This window comes from Flavobacterium akiainvivens (assembly GCF_001278115.1).
Lineage (GTDB): Bacteria > Bacteroidota > Bacteroidia > Flavobacteriales > Flavobacteriaceae > Flavobacterium > Flavobacterium akiainvivens.
Genome location: NZ_LIYD01000005.1, coordinates 3,609,632 through 3,626,491 on the forward strand (window position 1 = coordinate 3,609,632; position 16,860 = coordinate 3,626,491).

Sequence of the window (16,860 nt, forward strand, 5' to 3'; positions counted from 1 at the left end):
ATGAAACAGATTGTAAGCATACTGGTACTTGTGTTTTCTTTTGCCTCGTGCAAACAGGAAAAAATATACCTGGGTGCCGACCTTTCTTATGTTAATGAGATTGAAGACTGCGGTGCTTATTATACTGATAAGGGTAAAAAGACAGACCCGTACGTTCTTTTTAAAGATAAAGGCTGCAATCTGGTGCGCGTAAGGCTTTGGAACAATCCTAAGGCCACGCCCTACAGCAACTTTCAGGATGTGAAGAAAAGCATCAAAAGGGCTAAGGAGCAAAAAATGGAAGTGTTGTTAGACTTTCATTACTCTGATACCTGGGCAGACCCAGGCAGGCAGAATATTCCGCAGGCATGGGCGCATATTACCGATGTAAAAGTGCTGGGCGATAGTGTATATGCTTACACCCGCAACACGCTTATGGCCCTTGAAAGGGATGGCCTGCTGCCCGAAATGGTACAGGTGGGCAATGAAACCAACAGCGAAGTAATGCAGCCTGAAGGCACCGTTAAGGAAAAGATAGACTGGAAACGCAATGCCTACCTGCTCAACAGGGGCATAAGGGCGGTGCGCGAAGTGAGCGATGAGCTGGGCAAAAACATACAGGTAATGCTGCACATAGCCCAGCCCGAAAACGCACTGTGGTGGTTTAAGGAAGCCAAAGCAGCAGGGGTTAAAGATTATGACTGGATTGGCCTTTCCTATTACCCAATTTGGAGTGAGGTTAAGTTTGACGGCCTGCCAAAGGCTATAGACAGCCTGGTGAAAACCTACAACAAAAAGCTCATGATTGTAGAAACGGCCTATCCTTACAGTATGTATAATGTTGATAAGGCAAACAACATACTAACCGAAAAAGCGCTGTTAGAGGGGTATCCGGCAACGCCGCAGGGGCAAAAAGAATACATGATAGAGCTGGTTAGGCTTACCCTGCAGGGTGGCGGCAGCGGGGTTATTTACTGGGAGCCGGCATGGGTAACATCTTCATGCAAAACGCTTTGGGGCGATGGCAGCCACTGGGATAACGCCACGTTTTTTGACAGTAAGAACAAGAATGAGGCACTGCCCGCATTCGACTTCTATAATAAAGAAAATTACAAGCCATAAGGCTACAAGATACTGCCCGCGCTTTGGCAACGGCAAAAGAGTAAAATTTGGGTATAAAGCAGGTGCCCGGCAAAAGAAACTGCCATTTTAAGGGCCATTTGGGTTAAGTTTGGGTTAAAACACTGGCATGGGGCAGCACTATGCTGTCGGGTAAACCGCTTTATTATTCAGCAAAAAAGGGGATTAAAGTAAATAGTTATACTTTTTTAGAGATCAAAGTAATGAAGAAAAAATTAGTACAGCAGGTTACGGCCAGCTTTAAAGAACAGTTTAATGCCGACCCGGAATATATTTTCCTTTCTCCGGGGCGCATCAATATTATAGGTGAGCACGTAGACTATAACGACGGTTTTGTGCTTCCGGCAGCTATTAACAAGTATGTTTGCTTTGCCGTTTCTAAAAACGAAGGCGGCGAAACAAACTTCTATGCAAAAGACCTTAACGAAAAATACAGCTTTAACCTTAATGATGAGCTACAGCCCGTACCGCAAATGTGGGTTAACTTCTTCCTGGGCGTATTGCACCAGCTTAAGGAGCGTGGCTTTGAAATGACAGGCCTAAACATATCATTCAGCAGCACAGTACCTATGGGCGCTGGCCTTTCGTCTTCGGCGGCGGTAGAGTGCGGCTATGCTTATGCTGTAAACAAAATATTTGGCCTGGGCCTTTCTAAAGAAGAAATTGCCCTTATCGGCCAAAAGGCAGAACACACTTTTGTAGGTGTTAACTGCGGTATTATGGATCAGTTTGCCAGCGTTTTCGGTAAGAAAAACAAGGTTATAAAACTGGACTGTAATACCCTTGAATATGAATACCACAATGCTGATTTTAAAGAATATGCACTGCTGTTGCTTGACAGTAAAGTAAAGCACACCCACCTTACATCGGGCTATAACGACCGCCGTAATGAGGTAGAGCAGGGCCTTGAAATACTTAAAAAACACTACCCTGAAGTAAAGACCTTCCGCGACCTTAATGAGGAGCAGGTAGAAGCCGTTAAGGCTCATCTTGGCGATGTTATTTACCGCCGTTGCCTGTTTGTAGTGCACGAAATTCAGCGTGTGCTCGATGCCGTTGCAGCCCTTGAGGGTAAAGACTTTGCAAAATTGGGCGACCTGATGTTTAAAACCCACGATGGCCTTAGCAAAAACTATGAGGTAAGCTGCGAAGAGATTGACTTCCTGGTTGACTTCGTTCGAAACGATGAGAATGTAATTGGCGCCCGTATGATGGGTGGCGGCTTTGGCGGATGTTCTATTAACCTGGTTAAGAAAACCGCTGTAAACGACCTTATAGAGCGTGTAGGCAAAGCCTACAAAGAAAAATTCAATATTAAGCTGGAGGCTTACAAAGTTAAGATAGCCAAAGGCACAACCCGTTATACCGAAGAGCATGCAATTTGATAATAATGAGCACCCACACAGGCGCTACAACCCGTTAATTGGCGAATGGATACTGGTATCTCCACACAGGGCTAAAAGGCCGTGGCAGGGACAAAAAGAAAGCGCTAACAATGAGGAGCGCCCGCATTATGACCCAACGTGCTACCTGTGCGCCGGTAACCTGCGCAGCGACGGTACCCGTAACGATGATTATAAAGACGTTTTTGTTTTTGATAACGACTTCCCGTCATTGCTTAAAGATGACGTTGTAGCTCCTGAAAACACCAGCCCGCTGTTTCAGCTAAAGCCGGAAAGGGGCATAAACCGTGTGATTTGCTTTTCGCCAAGGCATGACCTTACCCTGCCTGAAATGGAGGTTGGAGACATTAAAAAAGTGGTAGATGTTTGGAAAGCGCAGTATATAGACCTGGGCAGCAACGACTTTATTAACCACGTACAGATATTTGAAAACAAAGGTGCCGTTATGGGCTGCAGCAACCCGCACCCGCACGGCCAGATATGGAGCCAGTCGTCTTTACCTACAAACGTAGAAAAGACCCAGGCTAACCTTAAAAAATACTATGAGGCTAACGGCCGCAGCCTTCTGGCAGATTACCTTGCCGAAGAACTGGAACGCAAAGAGCGCATTGTGCTTGAAAACGAGCATTTTGTGGTGCTTGTGCCATTCTGGGCAGTATGGCCGTTTGAAACCCTTATCATCAGCAAGAGGCACTTTGGTAACCTAACCCAAATGACCGAAGAAGAAAGCCTTGCGTTTGCCGATGCCATAAGGAGGCTTACCATTAAGTATGACAACCTTTTTGAAACGTCTTTCCCATACTCATCGGGCATACACCAAAGCCCTACTGATGGCGAAGACCACCCGGAGTGGCATATGCACATGCACTTCTATCCGCCGCTATTGCGCAGCGCTTCTGTAAAGAAATTTATGGTAGGTTATGAGCTAATGGCTGAGGCCCAGCGCGATATATCGCCTGAAAAAAGTGCTGCCATGCTACGCGAACTATCTGAAACCCATTACAAACACAGATAATTTTTTTTGCATTAACCCAAACTTCAAACACAAAACCCAATGAACACGTTAGACGTTAAAGACTATATCGTTTTCCTGGTCTACTTCGTGCTGATAGTAGGCTACGGATTATGGATATACAACCGTAAAAAGAAAGAAACCGAATCAAGCGGCGACTACTTTTTAGCCGAGGGCTCACTTACATGGTGGGCTATTGGCGCATCGCTTATTGCCAGTAACATTAGTGCTGAGCAGTTTATAGGCATGAGCGGCAGCGGCTTCAAGCTGGGCCTTGCCATTGCAGCCTATGAGTGGATGGCGGCCATTACCCTTATTATTGTGGCGGTATTTTTTATACCGGTATATCTTAAAAATAAGATATTTACCATGCCGCAGTTCCTGCACCAGCGTTACAATGGCACCGTAGCCATGATTATGGCGGTGTTCTGGCTGTTGCTGTATGTTATTGTAAACCTTACATCAATCCTTTACCTGGGAGCTATTGCAATCAGCAGTATATCAGGGCTTGACTTTAACCTGTGTATAGGCTTCCTTGCCATATTTGCCATTGTTATTACCCTTGGCGGTATGAAGGTTATTGGCTTTACCGATGTTATCCAGGTATTCTTCCTTATACTGGGCGGGCTTATTACCACTTACCTTGCGTTAGACCTTGTGTCTGACCAGTTTGGCGGTAGCGGAGTCCTTGACGGCCTTGGCATTATGACAGATAAAGCAGGCGACCACTTCCAGATGATTTTTTCTAAAGAAAGTGAGCATTACCTTGAGCTTCCGGGCCTTACCGTGCTATTGGGTGGCCTTTGGATTACCAACCTTAACTATTGGGGCTGTAACCAGTACATTACACAACGTGCCCTTGGCGCCGACCTTAAAACCGCACGTGGCGGCCTGTTATTTGCATCGTTCCTTAAGTTGCTTATGCCTGTAATTGTGGTACTTCCGGGTATTGCGGCATATGTGCTTTGGAAAGACGGCAGCTTCCAGGCTGAAATGATGCAGGGTGGTGAACTGAACCCGGATAGGGCATACCCTGTATTGCTCGACCTGCTTCCTGCCGGGCTTAAAGGCCTGTCGTTTGCAGCGCTTACAGCGGCTATTGTGGCATCGCTTGCAGGTAAAGCAAACAGTATTGCAACTATCTTTACCTTAGATATTTACAAGAAACAAATTAACACCGAAGCCAGCGAAAAGAAACTGGTTAACGTGGGTAAAACAACCGTTATTGTTGCTATGGTACTGGCCATTATTATTGCGCCGTTCCTGGGTATCGATAAAAAAGGAGGCTTCCAGTTCATACAGGAGTATACAGGCTTTGTAAGCCCGGGTATCTTCGCCATGTTCATACTGGGCTTCTTCTGGAAGAAAACCACCAGCAATGCCGCGCTATTCGCCACAATTGGCGGCTTCCTGTTCTCAATACTGCTTAAATTCCTTCCAGAGATGATGGACCTGTCGTTCCTGTACCCAATTGGGTGGGCAGTGCCAAATGCGGCCGGAATTTATGAAATACCGTTCCTTGACAGGATGTCTATAGTGTTTATTGCCTGTATAGTAGGTATGTTTATCATCAGCAAGAGCGAAACCAGCCGTGGTGTTGCAACCAATGGCCTGGAGATTGATACTAAGATGTTTAAGGTAACACCGGGTTTCCTTGTAGGTTCACTTATTATAGTGGCCGTTACAGCTGCACTTTATACCATATTTTGGTAAAGTTTTATAAATGTTTTTTTACACACACGAAAAGTCCCGCCACCGGCGGGACTTTTTATTTACAGTAAATTCTTTCAAATTAACACCATTTTAACGCTAATTTTTCACTTTCGGAGTTTGAAATTGGTTTTTAAAACAGTTTTATGCCGGCAAAAATCCTGCGACATAAAATCCACATGATTTTAAGTTGTTTTTAAGCTTTGGCAACAATTAAAATTTAATAAGAAAGAAGAAAAAAATAAATCACAAAAAAGATATTTTTTTACTTTTACACAATTAATGTAAATATACATGCCTGGTACACAGGTGTCCTCCTGTTTCTTTATTCAAAAATCAATTAAATTGCACTATAATGACCTCACCATTACTAAAAAAACCGTGGGCTGCACATAACAGCGGCCTTAAAATGTGTATTGTGCTGTTGCTGCTTGCTGCACAGGCCTCTTTTTCGCAAAGCACAAGGCGCTATGTTAAACCGGTAGCCACCGGAACCGGAACCGGCCTGAGCTGGGAAAATGCCTCGGGCGACCTGCAGGCAATGCTAAGCACATACCTGGGTGGCCAGCAGCTTGAAGTATGGATTGCGGGGGGTACTTACAAACCCAGCCGTAAACCTGGCTCGGGCCTTGCAACACCTAATGACCGCGATAACAGTTTTACCTCTGGCGGAAGTAAAGTCTATGGCGGCTTTGCCGGTACCGAAATATCTCTTGAAGAACGCGACCTTAGCATTACAGCAAATGCCACTATACTTAGCGGAGACTTTAATGATGACGATACCTATGATGCAAATGGCGTAATTACAGGTGGCTATGCAGATAATGCCGTTCACGTTTGGTATGGTGTTGCAAATTTAGACGGGCTTACCATTAAAGGGGGCAGTGCCGATGCCAGCGGTAGTTTTAACAATACACCAAGGCAATATGGTGGTGGAATCTATATAAAAGGGGATTTTTCAGTTCCATATTTAATTACAATCAGGAACTGTATTGTTACCGGAAACCGAAGCCTTCATACGCTTGAAACAAGCCGTGGGGGAGGCATATATAAAGAAGGAAATGTTGATGTTATTTTTGAAAATGTTACCATAACCGGAAACTCGGCACGTGCAGGGGGAGGTATATATACAAGCGGCTCTGCTATAAATTTGACGTTTATTAATAGTACTATAAAAAACAATATTGCGCAAAGCGGCACAGGCAGTAATAACGGTTATGGCGGAGGGCTCTACATAGATTCTCCAAATGTAAAATTGTTTAATTCATTCATACTAAACAATACGGCAGACAAGGGAGGGGCGTTTTATTGCGGATCAAACGGCGTCGGTGTCCTATATAATTGTATTGTAGCAAATAATACCGCTTTAATAGAGGGTGGTGCAGGTTATACACCAACGGGTATATATAACAGTATAGTATATAATAACAGTTCCGGGGTTTATACTAATTCTGGTTTGGTACCTGCCAAGTATAGCATTTTACAGGGCAACAATTACCAGTCTGCCGAAACCAACCTGCCAGATACTACAGACCCACTTTTTACCGATGCTGTAAATGGAGATTATACACTCCAGGCGGCAAGCCCGTGTATAAATGCAGGTGGCAATATCTATTATTTTATTATGTATGATTACAACAATATGCCGCGCCTGCGCGATGATGTAATAGATATTGGGCCTTATGAAAAACAAGAGGGTAGCTTTGCCGATATTGATGAAGTAGCCGATGCAAACGGTATTGTATATGTAAAAAATGAAGCCACAGGCCTTAAAGATGGCAGCAGCTGGGCTAATGCCACATCTGATTTACAGGGCGCAATAGATGCCGCCGGGGTTAGGCAGGTATGGGTGGCTGCCGGCACTTACAGGCCCAAGGGTTTACCGGGAATTACTGATCCAAAAGATTATTATTTCCTGCTTAAAAATAATGTACAGGTATATGGAGGTTTTGCCGGTACAGAAATGTTGCTGTCACAACGAAACCCCGATGTAACGGTCAATGAAAGTATATTAAACGGCGAAAACCTTGCCGGAGGAAAGGCTTATCATCTGGTGCTGTGCCATGGCAAATCCATGAATACGTTGTTAAATGGCTTTACATTAAAAAATATAAATGGAAACGGGCCTAATACATACCGCTATGTAGACGGTGTAGCCTATAACCGCAGCATTGCGGCTGTGATCTACTCAAATGGTTCAAATGCTGTTTTTTCACAGCTTAAAACATCTGCTACCATATATGCGTCAGAAGGAAATCCTGCCCTGGAAAATGTTTATATTAACGGCCCTGGATTTGGGAAGAATATTCACATTGTATACTCTAACGTATCCCTCTACAATGTTGTAAGCGTAAATGCAGATTATGGATTGTATCTTATGGATGGGCTGCTTACCGTTACTAACCTTACTAATTGCACCATAAGCAACAATAATGTGGGGATATATTTAGTAGAAAGTAACCTTAAAGCAGCAAATACAATAATTTACGGTAATGAAACAGAATTTGAGGGCATATCTGCAACGTTTAGCCTAAGAAACAGCCTGGTAAAAGACCATACCATTACAGGCCCTGACGGTAACCTTGATGGCGCTACAAACCCAATGTTTACAGATCCGGAAGAAGGCGATTACACCCTACAACCAGGCAGTGCCTGTATTGATAGCGGCAATAACCTATACATAACTTCTGATGAAGATGTTGCAAATAATAACAGGATACGCAACGATATAGTAGATATGGGCGCATTTGAAGAGCAATCAGGCGCAATAACCTCAGTTATTCTTATACCTGATGATTTGGGGATTATTTATGTTAAGCCCGCAGCTTCAGGTATAGGAAACGGCAGCAGCTGGGAGAATGCAACTTCAAACCTGCAAGGCGCTATGCAGCATGATACTGCACAACAGGTATGGGTAGCCCACGGAACTTATGTGCCTGTTGCAAAAGTGTTAAATAAAACATTTCCGGTATGGCCCAAAGACCGTAAAAATGCGTTTTCACTTAGGCCCGGCATAAAAGTATACGGTGGTTTTACAGGAAGTGAAGAAGCGCTGGAAGAAAGGGATATAACCCAATATTTAAGTATACTAAGCGGAGACCTGAATAATAATGATGGTGATAATTTTACAAATACAACCGATAATTCAGTTAATGTAGTTAACTTCCTTTCAGATATATCAGGTAATTATACACCCGAAACTGTGCTGGATGGCTTTGCAATCCGCGATTCTTCAGAAGGCGCCGAAGGTTCAGGTATGACAATAAATACAGGAGAACAAGACCTGGTCATTACAGGTGGGGTATATTGCCTTAATGCCTCTCCCACATTGTCTAATTTGTTTATTACAAAAAATGCGGCAAATTTTGGGTCGGGTATGTACAATCGCAATTCGTCTCCTGTATTAGATAATGTTATCGTGACCGATAACAAGACCATGTACGAAGGCGGGTGGGGAGATAATTTAAACGGAGGAGCAGTATACAATTTTCAGTCATCGCCGGTAATCAGCAATTCTACCATTTCAAACAATGAGTGTACAGGCATAATTAATATGTCTAATTCTTCGCCTCTTTTAAATAATAGTGTAGTTAGCTATAACAGTGCGGTAACAAGCACATATGATCTATATGACACAAATCAATATTACACGGGTGGCGGTATAGCAAACATAAACTCTTCGCCCACATTAGTAGGGGTTGAAATATCATATAACACAACTATTAATAATGATTATAACGGGCCGGCAGAAAATACTGCAGGAGGTATGTATAACTACCACTCTTCGCCCGTGCTTATTAATGTAGTTATTAAGAATAATACCAGCGATAATTATGGCGGGGGAATGGGCAACTATGAGCAATCAGCCCCTGTTTGCAAGAATGTGCTTATTTCAAACAATCAGGCGGGAGTAAGAGGTGGGGGTATTGTTAATACTTTAAATTCTACAGTTACACTTAATAATGCAACAATTGTAAACAATACATCTTTAAATGGTGAACTATTGGAAGGTATTTATAACGGAAGCTTTTGGACTTCAGTGTCAGATTCCTCAACAGTAACCCTTAACAACAGTATTGTATACGGCAACACCCCTGTGGTAAATTACGGCCTTAGTGCCTCGCTTATGCACAACACCCTTGTGCAGGATTTTACCACAGCCGATGCCAACAACAACATTGCAGGTACCACAAACCCATTGTTTACTGATGCCACAAATGCAGATTTTACACTACAGGCCACAAGCCCGGTTGTAAACGCAGGCAATAATACCTATGTAACTACCGGTACAGACCTAAACGGAAACGCCCGCATACAACAAACCACTGTAGACCTGGGCGCTTATGAATACCAGGCAGGCTGCAACACCGCTGCACCAACTGCCGAAACACAGGAGTTTTGCAATGGCGCTACCGTTGCAGCGCTTACAGCATTAGGTACAGATATTAAATGGTATGGCACGCCTTATGCAGCACAGCCATTAGCCGGCACAGAAGTACTTGCCGGGGGCACTTACTATGCATCGCAAACCATAAGCGGCTGCGAAAGCCCGCGTACCGCTGTTTCGGTTGTAATTAATACACCCGTGGCACCGTTAACGACTGTTGTACAAAATTTTTATGGCAGCGCCACCGTGGCAAACTTACAAGCCATAGGCAATAATGTACAGTGGTATACGTCTTCTGCCGGTGGTACAGCACTGGCAAATACAACAATCCTGGCAAATGGCACCTATTATGCATCGCAAACTATAGACGGTTGCGAAGGCCAGCGCATAGCCGTAACAGTATCTATACTGCCGGTACCGGAACCGGGTGGAGATGCCGACCAGGAAATAATTGTTGAAGAAGGGCAAACCCCCACTATTGACGATATAGTAATAGAAACCCTGCCCGATGCTACTGTAACATGGTATGCCACTGCCGAAGATGCCTTGCTGGGTATAAACCCACTACCGCCGGGCACCCCACTTGTAAATGGCCAAACCTATTATGCAACACAAACCGTAAACGGTGTAACCAGCCAGGGCTACTGGTATACGCGGGTGGCATTTGTACTTAGTACAGATGAGTTTAACACCCATAGCTTTACAAGCTATCCTAACCCGGTTACTGATGTGCTTACACTACAAAGCAGCAACAACATAACACAGGTACAGGTATATGATATTTCGGGCAAGCTGGTTATAACACACAATGGTAGTTCTAACCAGGTAGCAGTAAACCTTGCTGCCCTTGAAGCCGGAAGTTATATGGTTAAAACCAGTTTAGAAAACGGTGTTGTTAAAGATACCCTCATAATTAAAAAATAAATCATGTATACTAACAATAAAGGCTGCCCATGGGCAGCCTTTATTGTTAGTATTGGTAAGCGTTACATATTTTCGCTATTCTCTAAAAGCAACGTGATTTCCTCCACCGTGCTTTGGCCCTTATCGTGCAGGTACCATTTTTGCAGTTCGGTTTTGGCCTCTTCGTTAATACCTTCCGGGCGGGCTTTGTAGTCGGCTATAAGTGCAGCGCCGCCATGAGGGCGCGGGCCCCAGCTGCCGCGTGCAGTAAGGGTATCTTTTTCAACCAAAACCAGCTTGGGTATGCTGCGTGCACCGTTGGTAAGGTACTCATCCATCAGGGCTTCGTTCTCATCCCTAAGCACCAGGCGCAGGCTAAGCTTGTCGTTCGCCTCAACCAGCTTGTTTATAACCGGCACAATCTGGGCGGCATCGCCACACCAGCCTTCGGTTATAACCAGCAGTATGTGTTCTTTGTTTAGTGCTTTAAGGCGTTGGGTAGCCTCGTCGGTAAGGTGTATGGTCTTGTCAAGGCGGTTCATGCGCGCCTCGTTAAGGGTGGTGTAGTGGGTAAGGGCTTCACTCTGGGTGTTGCCGGTGCTAAGGCCCTGCTCTAAAAGGGCGGTAACGTGTTGCCTGTAGTCAGCATAGCTGTGGCTGTTTTGCAGGCTCTTTTCTATAAGTGTTTCTGTTGCGGTCATTAGTGCAAAACTTTGGTACAAAATTACATTAACTTTATAAATCAAAAACAACGCCATTGCCCGAAAAACTGTAATTTAGGCAGGAAAATTTTTATGGAAATGAAGTTTAACGGAAACACGGTGGGCTTTGTCTTCTCCGGCGGGGGCACAAAAGGCATAGCCCATGCCGGGGTGCTCAAGTTTTTTGATGAAGAAGGTATAGTGCCCTCACACATTGCCGCCACCAGCAGCGGTGCCATTGTGTCATCTTTATATGCAGCGGGTAAGAAGCCCGAGCAGATACTGGAGTTCTTTAAATCCATCTATTTCTTTTCGTGGAAGCACTTTACCTTCCGCAAGCCGGGGTTTATAGACTCGGGTGCATTCCAGGATTATTTTGAGGCCATTTTTGGCGAAACCACCCTGGGCGAACTTCCTTACAAAATGCACATAACCGCCACCAACCTGGTTAGCGGCAAGCTCAAGATATTTGGTTCAGAAACCCGCGTGGTAGATGCCGTGCTGGCCTCATCGGCATTTCCGGGAGTCATCTCGCCTTATGAAATAGGCGGCCGCATGTATAGCGATGGCGGCATTATAAACCATTTCCCTACCGATGTTTTGCAGGGCCGGTGCGATAAGATGGTAGGCATTTATGTAAGCCCCATCCAGAAGATTGAAGCGGGCGACCTGCGCTCTATAAAAGCCGTTACCACCCGTGCTTACGACCTGCTTTCGGCAAACAGCAACATGCAGAAGTTTACCCTGTGCGACTGGGTCATCAGCCCCGAAGAACTGGCGCTGTACAGCACCTTTGAAACCAACAAGAACAAAATGGACGAGATTTTCAACATTGGCTATGAAGCGGCTAAAAAGTCGTATGCAGAGCTGATTGTGTGAGGATTTCAGAATTAAGATTTTAGATTTCAGATTGAGCTTCACTCAAGTCCATGCTCCGGCTGAGTGGAATTCCCCTCCTTCTGAGGGGTGGCGAAGCCGGGGTGGGATTTAGTCCTGCACCGCAAACAGCTTTAATTTAGAGGCTTTACCTTTGTGTCCCTTGTGTCTTTGTGTTTCAAAATTATTTGTAATGTGTACACATACTCAGTCAATGGTATGTTGTGTGGGGCTATATAGGATTCTGAGCTTTGTGACCTTGGTGTCAAAAAAATAATCATAATATGACAAAAAGAGACCAATATAACCTTGCTTTTTATTGGAAAACAGTACCGGGTTACGGTAGTGGTGCTGTTATGGATGTAATAGGCAAGAGTGAATATGGAGGCCTGGCATTTTTAATTTCTGCATTACACCATACCGAGGTAGCCTGTTTATTAGATGATATAAATAAAATACTCGAAGGGCGGCCTTACGACCCTGATTTTCTGACTTCTTCTGAAATGTACCGGGTTTTTAATGTACAATTCAAGAATCCTGATTTTTGGATAGACGGCTATCCTGTAATCGCTATACACGATTTAAAGAAGCTGCTTGAAGAGTGGCAGGCTTTCTTAGCAACCCATAAAAATGGCCCTGAAAGAAAGCCCAGCCTTACCCGTTCCTTCAAAAGGCTTTTGGTTTTTACCCTGCTTGTCCATTTTATCAATTTCTGGAGTATAGTGCTTTGGGATAATTTGCTCGTACATCATTCCGCAGGGCAGTATTTGCTAATTTTTATTATTGTTTCCATCCTTAAGCTTACTGCCGTGCTTGTTATTAACGGGGCTGTTTTTGTATTCAAACGGCGCTGGTTTATCTGGAGTACCATCCTTACCGTTTTGGCCGTTAATGCGGTAGCGGAGTTTCATACCGCCATGTTTGTAATACAACTTCTGGCTTTAACGCTAAGCGAACTGTTTTTACGCTCGATTGAAAAGAATAATCCGTAATTTCAGGGTTGACTGAGCATTCTCCTCCTCCGGAGGTCCCAATAGCTATCGGGACGTAGGGCGGGGTGGGCTCTTAGCCATAGCGAAGCAAACTTTCTCAATCTAACGGCTTTTTCTTTGTGTCCCTTGTGTCTTTAAATTATCAGTGTGTACGGTTCTTCGCATTGTGACCTTTAAGAGTAAAAACCTTTGTGCTCTTAGTGTAAAACCGCAGTGGCCTCAGTGCCAAAAATTTCTATTCCCCGACCCTGAAAGGGTCGCGCGCATTAGCCCGGGATGAAATCCCGGGTACATAACCGCCTGTAAACCGTAACTAATACATATTAATATGTCCTCAGTATTAAAAACCCTTCTTTTTATAACCGTTGCTGCCAACTTTTCAGGATGCCGCGATAACCACCACGAAAGGACTATAGCAAAACAACCTGTGGGCAATGATACCGTTATTATAAAACAAACCGGCGGAGACTACCTTGCAGGCGGCACCCTGGTGTTTCGGCAAACAAAAGACAGCCTGCACAAGGTGTATATGGATAGTTATGCTTATGATGAAGCCCATATACTGGGGCTTAACAGCAAACAAGACAGCCTGAAGATTAAATTTGTAGTAAGCCAAAACAGCCCGCTGCCACAGGATACCTTAAAAATAGGGCGGGTTGACACGCTCTCAATACCGTGGACTACCTATATAGAATCTTGGAAACGGGATGAATAGTTTTCCCTATCTTTATCATCCACAACTAACACCCAAATGAAAAAACTACTGCTTGCCCTGCTGGCTGTATCGGCCGCTTATGCACAGAAAATCCCTAAAAAGAACTACGAGTACATCAACCCACTCATTGGTACAGAGCGCATGGGGCACACGTTTCCGGGCGCTACAGTGCCCTTTGGCAGCGTACAACTCAGCCCCGAGACCGATACCATAGCCTTTGAACTCAACAAAAAATACAACGGCGCCGTATATGCCTACTGCGCCGGCTACCAGTATAAAGATAAAACCATAACCGGCTTTAGTCACACCCATTTTAGCGGTACCGGCCACAGCGATTTGGGCGACTTCCTGCTCATGCCAACCACAGGCGCATTGCAGCTCAACCCCGGCACAGCTGATAAGCCAGGTAGCGGCTACCGTTCGGCTTTTTCACATACTAACGAAGTAGCAAAAGCCAATTACTACAAGGTACTGCTGGACGACCACAACATTACAGCCGAGCTCACCGCCAGCACACGCGTGGGCTTCCACCGCTACACCTTTCCCAAAAAGGAAACCGCACACATAGTGTTCGACCTCATGGCCGGGATTTACAACCACAACAACAAGAATGTGTGGACGTTTGTACGCGTAGAGAACGATACCCTTGTTACGGGCTACCGCCAAACCCGCGGCTGGGGGCGCACCCGTACCGTGTATTTTGCCATGGCGTTCAGTAAGCCCATAAAGAATTACGGCGCGCAGACATACGATAAAGACAACATTTACAACGGCTTTTGGCGCAAGTTTGACCAGACTAAAAACTTCCCCGAAGCGGCAGCCCAAAATCTGAAAATGTATTTTGATTTTGATGTGGAAGCTGGGGGGCAGGTGCTGTTTAAAATGGCGCTGTCGCCCGTAAGTACACAGGGTGCTTTGGCTAACATGAACACCGAAATAAACCATTGGGATTTTGACCGCACCGTTAGCGAAGGCCAGCAGCTGTGGGAGCAGGAACTCAACAAAATAAGTGTGGATATGCTGACCGAAGAGGATAAGGTTAACTTTTACACCGCCATGTACCACGCATTCATTAACCCTACCGTGTATATGGATGCCGATGGCCAGTACAAGGGCATAGACCAAAATGTGCATAAGGCAGGGGGCTTTACCAACTACACTACCTTTTCCCTTTGGGATACCTACCGCGCCCTGCACCCGCTGTTTAATGTGGTGCAGCCCAAACGCAACCACGACATGATGCTGAGCATGCTGGCGCATTATGACCAGAGTGTGCACCACGCATTGCCGGTATGGAGCCATTATGCTAATGAAAACTGGTGCATGATAGGCTACCACGCAGTTTCGGTACTGGCAGATGGCATTGTAAAAGGCGTGCTTACAACTGATTTGGATAAAGCGCTGGAGGCCTGTATCGCCTCGTCAAACCTTGAGTATTATGATGGCATTGCCGATTATAAAAAGTACGGCTACGTGCCCGAAGACCGCAGTGGGTCATCGGTTTCTAAAACATTGGAATATGCGTATGACGACTGGTGCATTGCCCGCCTGGCCGAAAAGCTGGGTAAGAAAGATGTAGCGGCAGAATATGACCGCCGTGCCAAAAGCTTCAACAGCGTGTGGGATGAAAAGAGTGGCTTTATGCGCCCCAGGCTGGCCAACGGCGACTTTAAAAAGGAGTTCGACCCGCTCGATACCCACGGGCAGGGCTTTATAGAGGGCAACGCGTGGAACTACAGCCTGTACATTCCGCACAGCCCCGAGGCTATTATTAAACTGAACGGAGGCGCAGAAAAGTTTGCGCAGCACCTTGATTCGCTGTTTTTCATGCAGCTGCCCGATAAGTATTTTGAACATACCGAAGACATTACGCGAGATGGCATTATAGGCAATTATGTACACGGCAACGAACCCAGCCACCACGTGGCCTATATGTACAACTGGGTTAAAAAGCCCTGGAAAACCCAGGAGCGCATACGCATGATACTCGGCCGTATGTACAAACCCACTACCGATGGCCTTGGCGGTAACGACGATACCGGCCAAATGAGCGCGTGGTACATATTCAGCGCTCTTGGGTTTTATCCTGTAGCCCCGGGCAGCGTTGCGTATGAGCTGGGCAGCCCGCTGGTTAAAAAGGCAACACTGCACCTTGAAAACGGAAACACCTTTACCATAACCGCCAAAAACCAAAGCAGCAAAAACATTTATGTCCAAAAAGTGGAGCTGAATGGCAAACGCATAACCGGCACCACCATAACCCATAATGATATTATGAACGGCGGCACGTTAGTGTTTTACATGGGCAAAAAGCCGGTAAAGTAGTTGCGGGTTGGGTGTTGTGAGTTGTGGGTTGTGAGTTGTGACTACCTTTAGCGTGCTGTGCTATTACAAGAAAGCACGGCGGAATCTGTAAGCCTGAAAACTGCTACCTGCTATCTGCCATCTGCTGCCTCACCTCCTCGCCAACTCATGGCGCACACGGCTCAGGCTTTCGGTAGTAATGCCCAGGTAAGAAGCCAGGTGGTAGTTTTTTATGTGCTGCTCAATATCGGGATATGATTTTATAAAGCGCAGGTATTTTTCTTCGGCGGTAAGGGCCAGGTCGGCCAGTATGCGTTTCTGGAAACTGGCAAAAAACCGTTCCATCTTAACCCTGAAGAAGCTTTCAATCTGCGGTACCTGTGTATACAGTTGCTCCATGCTGTCCCTGGATATTTTATATACAACCGCATCTTTAACACAGTCAATATAAAACATCGATTCGCCACCGGTAAAAAAGGCTGTGTAGTCGCTTATCCACCAGTCAGTAACCGCAAATTGCAGGGTATATTCCTTACCGGCAGGGGTAATGTGGTAGGTGCGCAGGCAGCCGCTAAGCACAAAATACTGGTGGGTAACAGGTTGTCCGGGTGTAAGCAGTACATCGCCCTTTTTAGGGAAAAGCTCCTCAAATTTTTCTTCAGCCAGGTCTTTTTCCTTTTCAGAAAAATCAAGGCCCTTAAAAATATCGCATGCGGTACATTTTTGCATATCAGCCGG

11 protein-coding genes are annotated in these 16,860 nt (G+C 45.3%); 9 read left to right on the plus strand and 2 right to left on the minus strand.

Annotation, left to right across the window (positions count from 1 at the left end; all coding sequences use genetic code 11):
* From AM279_RS16270 to AM279_RS16290, 5 genes are all read left to right on the plus strand, one after another.
* Complete coding sequence (locus tag AM279_RS16270) at window positions 1–1,101, plus strand: glycoside hydrolase family 53 protein (protein ID WP_054409080.1); 1,101 nt, start codon at window positions 1–3, stop codon at window positions 1,099–1,101.
* 221 nt (window positions 1,102–1,322) lie between these two features.
* The gene (galK, locus tag AM279_RS16275) at window positions 1,323–2,504 is read left to right on the plus strand and encodes a galactokinase (protein ID WP_054410376.1); all 1,182 of its coding nucleotides are present in this window, start codon (window positions 1,323–1,325) and stop codon (window positions 2,502–2,504) included.
* Window positions 2,494–3,537 (plus strand): UDP-glucose--hexose-1-phosphate uridylyltransferase, encoded by a 1,044-nt coding sequence (locus AM279_RS16280; RefSeq protein WP_054409081.1) that lies wholly within the window; start codon window positions 2,494–2,496, stop codon window positions 3,535–3,537. The genes galK and AM279_RS16280 overlap by 11 nt, the downstream gene beginning before the upstream one ends.
* A gap of 39 nt (window positions 3,538–3,576) precedes the next feature.
* Window positions 3,577–5,247 (plus strand): sodium/sugar symporter, encoded by a 1,671-nt coding sequence (locus AM279_RS16285; RefSeq protein WP_054409082.1) that lies wholly within the window; start codon window positions 3,577–3,579, stop codon window positions 5,245–5,247.
* A 352-nt stretch (window positions 5,248–5,599) separates the two neighbouring features.
* A complete protein-coding gene (locus AM279_RS16290; protein ID WP_054409083.1) occupies window positions 5,600–10,555 on the plus strand; it encodes a choice-of-anchor Q domain-containing protein in 4,956 nt (1,651 codons plus the stop codon).
* Window positions 10,556–10,617: 62 nt separating this feature from the next.
* On the opposite strand, the gene AM279_RS16295 is transcribed toward AM279_RS16290, so the two are convergent.
* Window positions 10,618–11,235 carry a thioredoxin family protein gene (locus AM279_RS16295; RefSeq protein ID WP_054409084.1) on the minus strand — a complete coding sequence of 206 codons (618 nt, stop codon included), beginning with the start codon at window positions 11,233–11,235 and terminating at the stop codon, window positions 10,618–10,620.
* A 99-nt stretch (window positions 11,236–11,334) separates the two neighbouring features.
* On the opposite strand from AM279_RS16295, the gene AM279_RS16300 reads away from it, so the two are divergent.
* From AM279_RS16300 to AM279_RS16315, 4 genes are all read left to right on the plus strand, one after another.
* Window positions 11,335–12,114, plus strand: coding sequence for a patatin-like phospholipase family protein (locus tag AM279_RS16300; RefSeq protein WP_054409085.1), 780 nt, complete (start codon window positions 11,335–11,337; stop codon window positions 12,112–12,114).
* Window positions 12,115–12,395: 281 nt separating this feature from the next.
* Window positions 12,396–13,103 (plus strand): hypothetical protein, encoded by a 708-nt coding sequence (locus AM279_RS16305; RefSeq protein ID WP_054409086.1) that lies wholly within the window; start codon window positions 12,396–12,398, stop codon window positions 13,101–13,103.
* Between the two features lie 328 nt (window positions 13,104–13,431).
* Window positions 13,432–13,818: a hypothetical protein gene (locus tag AM279_RS16310; protein WP_054409087.1), complete on the plus strand. Its 387-nt coding sequence runs from the start codon at window positions 13,432–13,434 to the stop codon at window positions 13,816–13,818.
* Window positions 13,819–13,854: 36 nt separating this feature from the next.
* Complete coding sequence (locus AM279_RS16315) at window positions 13,855–16,143, plus strand: GH92 family glycosyl hydrolase (RefSeq protein ID WP_054409088.1); 2,289 nt, start codon at window positions 13,855–13,857, stop codon at window positions 16,141–16,143.
* A gap of 129 nt (window positions 16,144–16,272) precedes the next feature.
* On the opposite strand, the gene AM279_RS16320 is transcribed toward AM279_RS16315, so the two are convergent.
* Window positions 16,273–16,851, minus strand: a complete 579-nt coding sequence (locus tag AM279_RS16320; protein WP_054409089.1) for a Crp/Fnr family transcriptional regulator — start codon at window positions 16,849–16,851, stop codon at window positions 16,273–16,275.
* Window positions 16,852–16,860: the final 9 nt, after the last annotated feature.

What these genes read in the sequence shown, in the direction of transcription:
- AM279_RS16270 (WP_054409080.1), top strand. Translation starts at nt 1, where the DNA reads ATGAAACAGATTGTAAGCATACTGGTACTTGTGTTTTCTTTTGCCTCG.
- galK (WP_054410376.1), top strand. Translation starts at nt 1,323, where the DNA reads ATGAAGAAAAAATTAGTACAGCAGGTTACGGCCAGCTTTAAAGAACAG.
- AM279_RS16280 (WP_054409081.1), top strand. Translation starts at nt 2,494, where the DNA reads ATGCAATTTGATAATAATGAGCACCCACACAGGCGCTACAACCCGTTA.
- AM279_RS16285 (WP_054409082.1), top strand. Translation starts at nt 3,577, where the DNA reads ATGAACACGTTAGACGTTAAAGACTATATCGTTTTCCTGGTCTACTTC.
- AM279_RS16290 (WP_054409083.1), top strand. Translation starts at nt 5,600, where the DNA reads ATGACCTCACCATTACTAAAAAAACCGTGGGCTGCACATAACAGCGGC.
- AM279_RS16295 (WP_054409084.1), bottom strand. Translation starts at nt 11,235, where the DNA reads ATGACCGCAACAGAAACACTTATAGAAAAGAGCCTGCAAAACAGCCAC.
- AM279_RS16300 (WP_054409085.1), top strand. Translation starts at nt 11,335, where the DNA reads ATGAAGTTTAACGGAAACACGGTGGGCTTTGTCTTCTCCGGCGGGGGC.
- AM279_RS16305 (WP_054409086.1), top strand. Translation starts at nt 12,396, where the DNA reads ATGACAAAAAGAGACCAATATAACCTTGCTTTTTATTGGAAAACAGTA.
- AM279_RS16310 (WP_054409087.1), top strand. Translation starts at nt 13,432, where the DNA reads ATGTCCTCAGTATTAAAAACCCTTCTTTTTATAACCGTTGCTGCCAAC.
- AM279_RS16315 (WP_054409088.1), top strand. Translation starts at nt 13,855, where the DNA reads ATGAAAAAACTACTGCTTGCCCTGCTGGCTGTATCGGCCGCTTATGCA.
- AM279_RS16320 (WP_054409089.1), bottom strand. Translation starts at nt 16,851, where the DNA reads ATGCAAAAATGTACCGCATGCGATATTTTTAAGGGCCTTGATTTTTCT.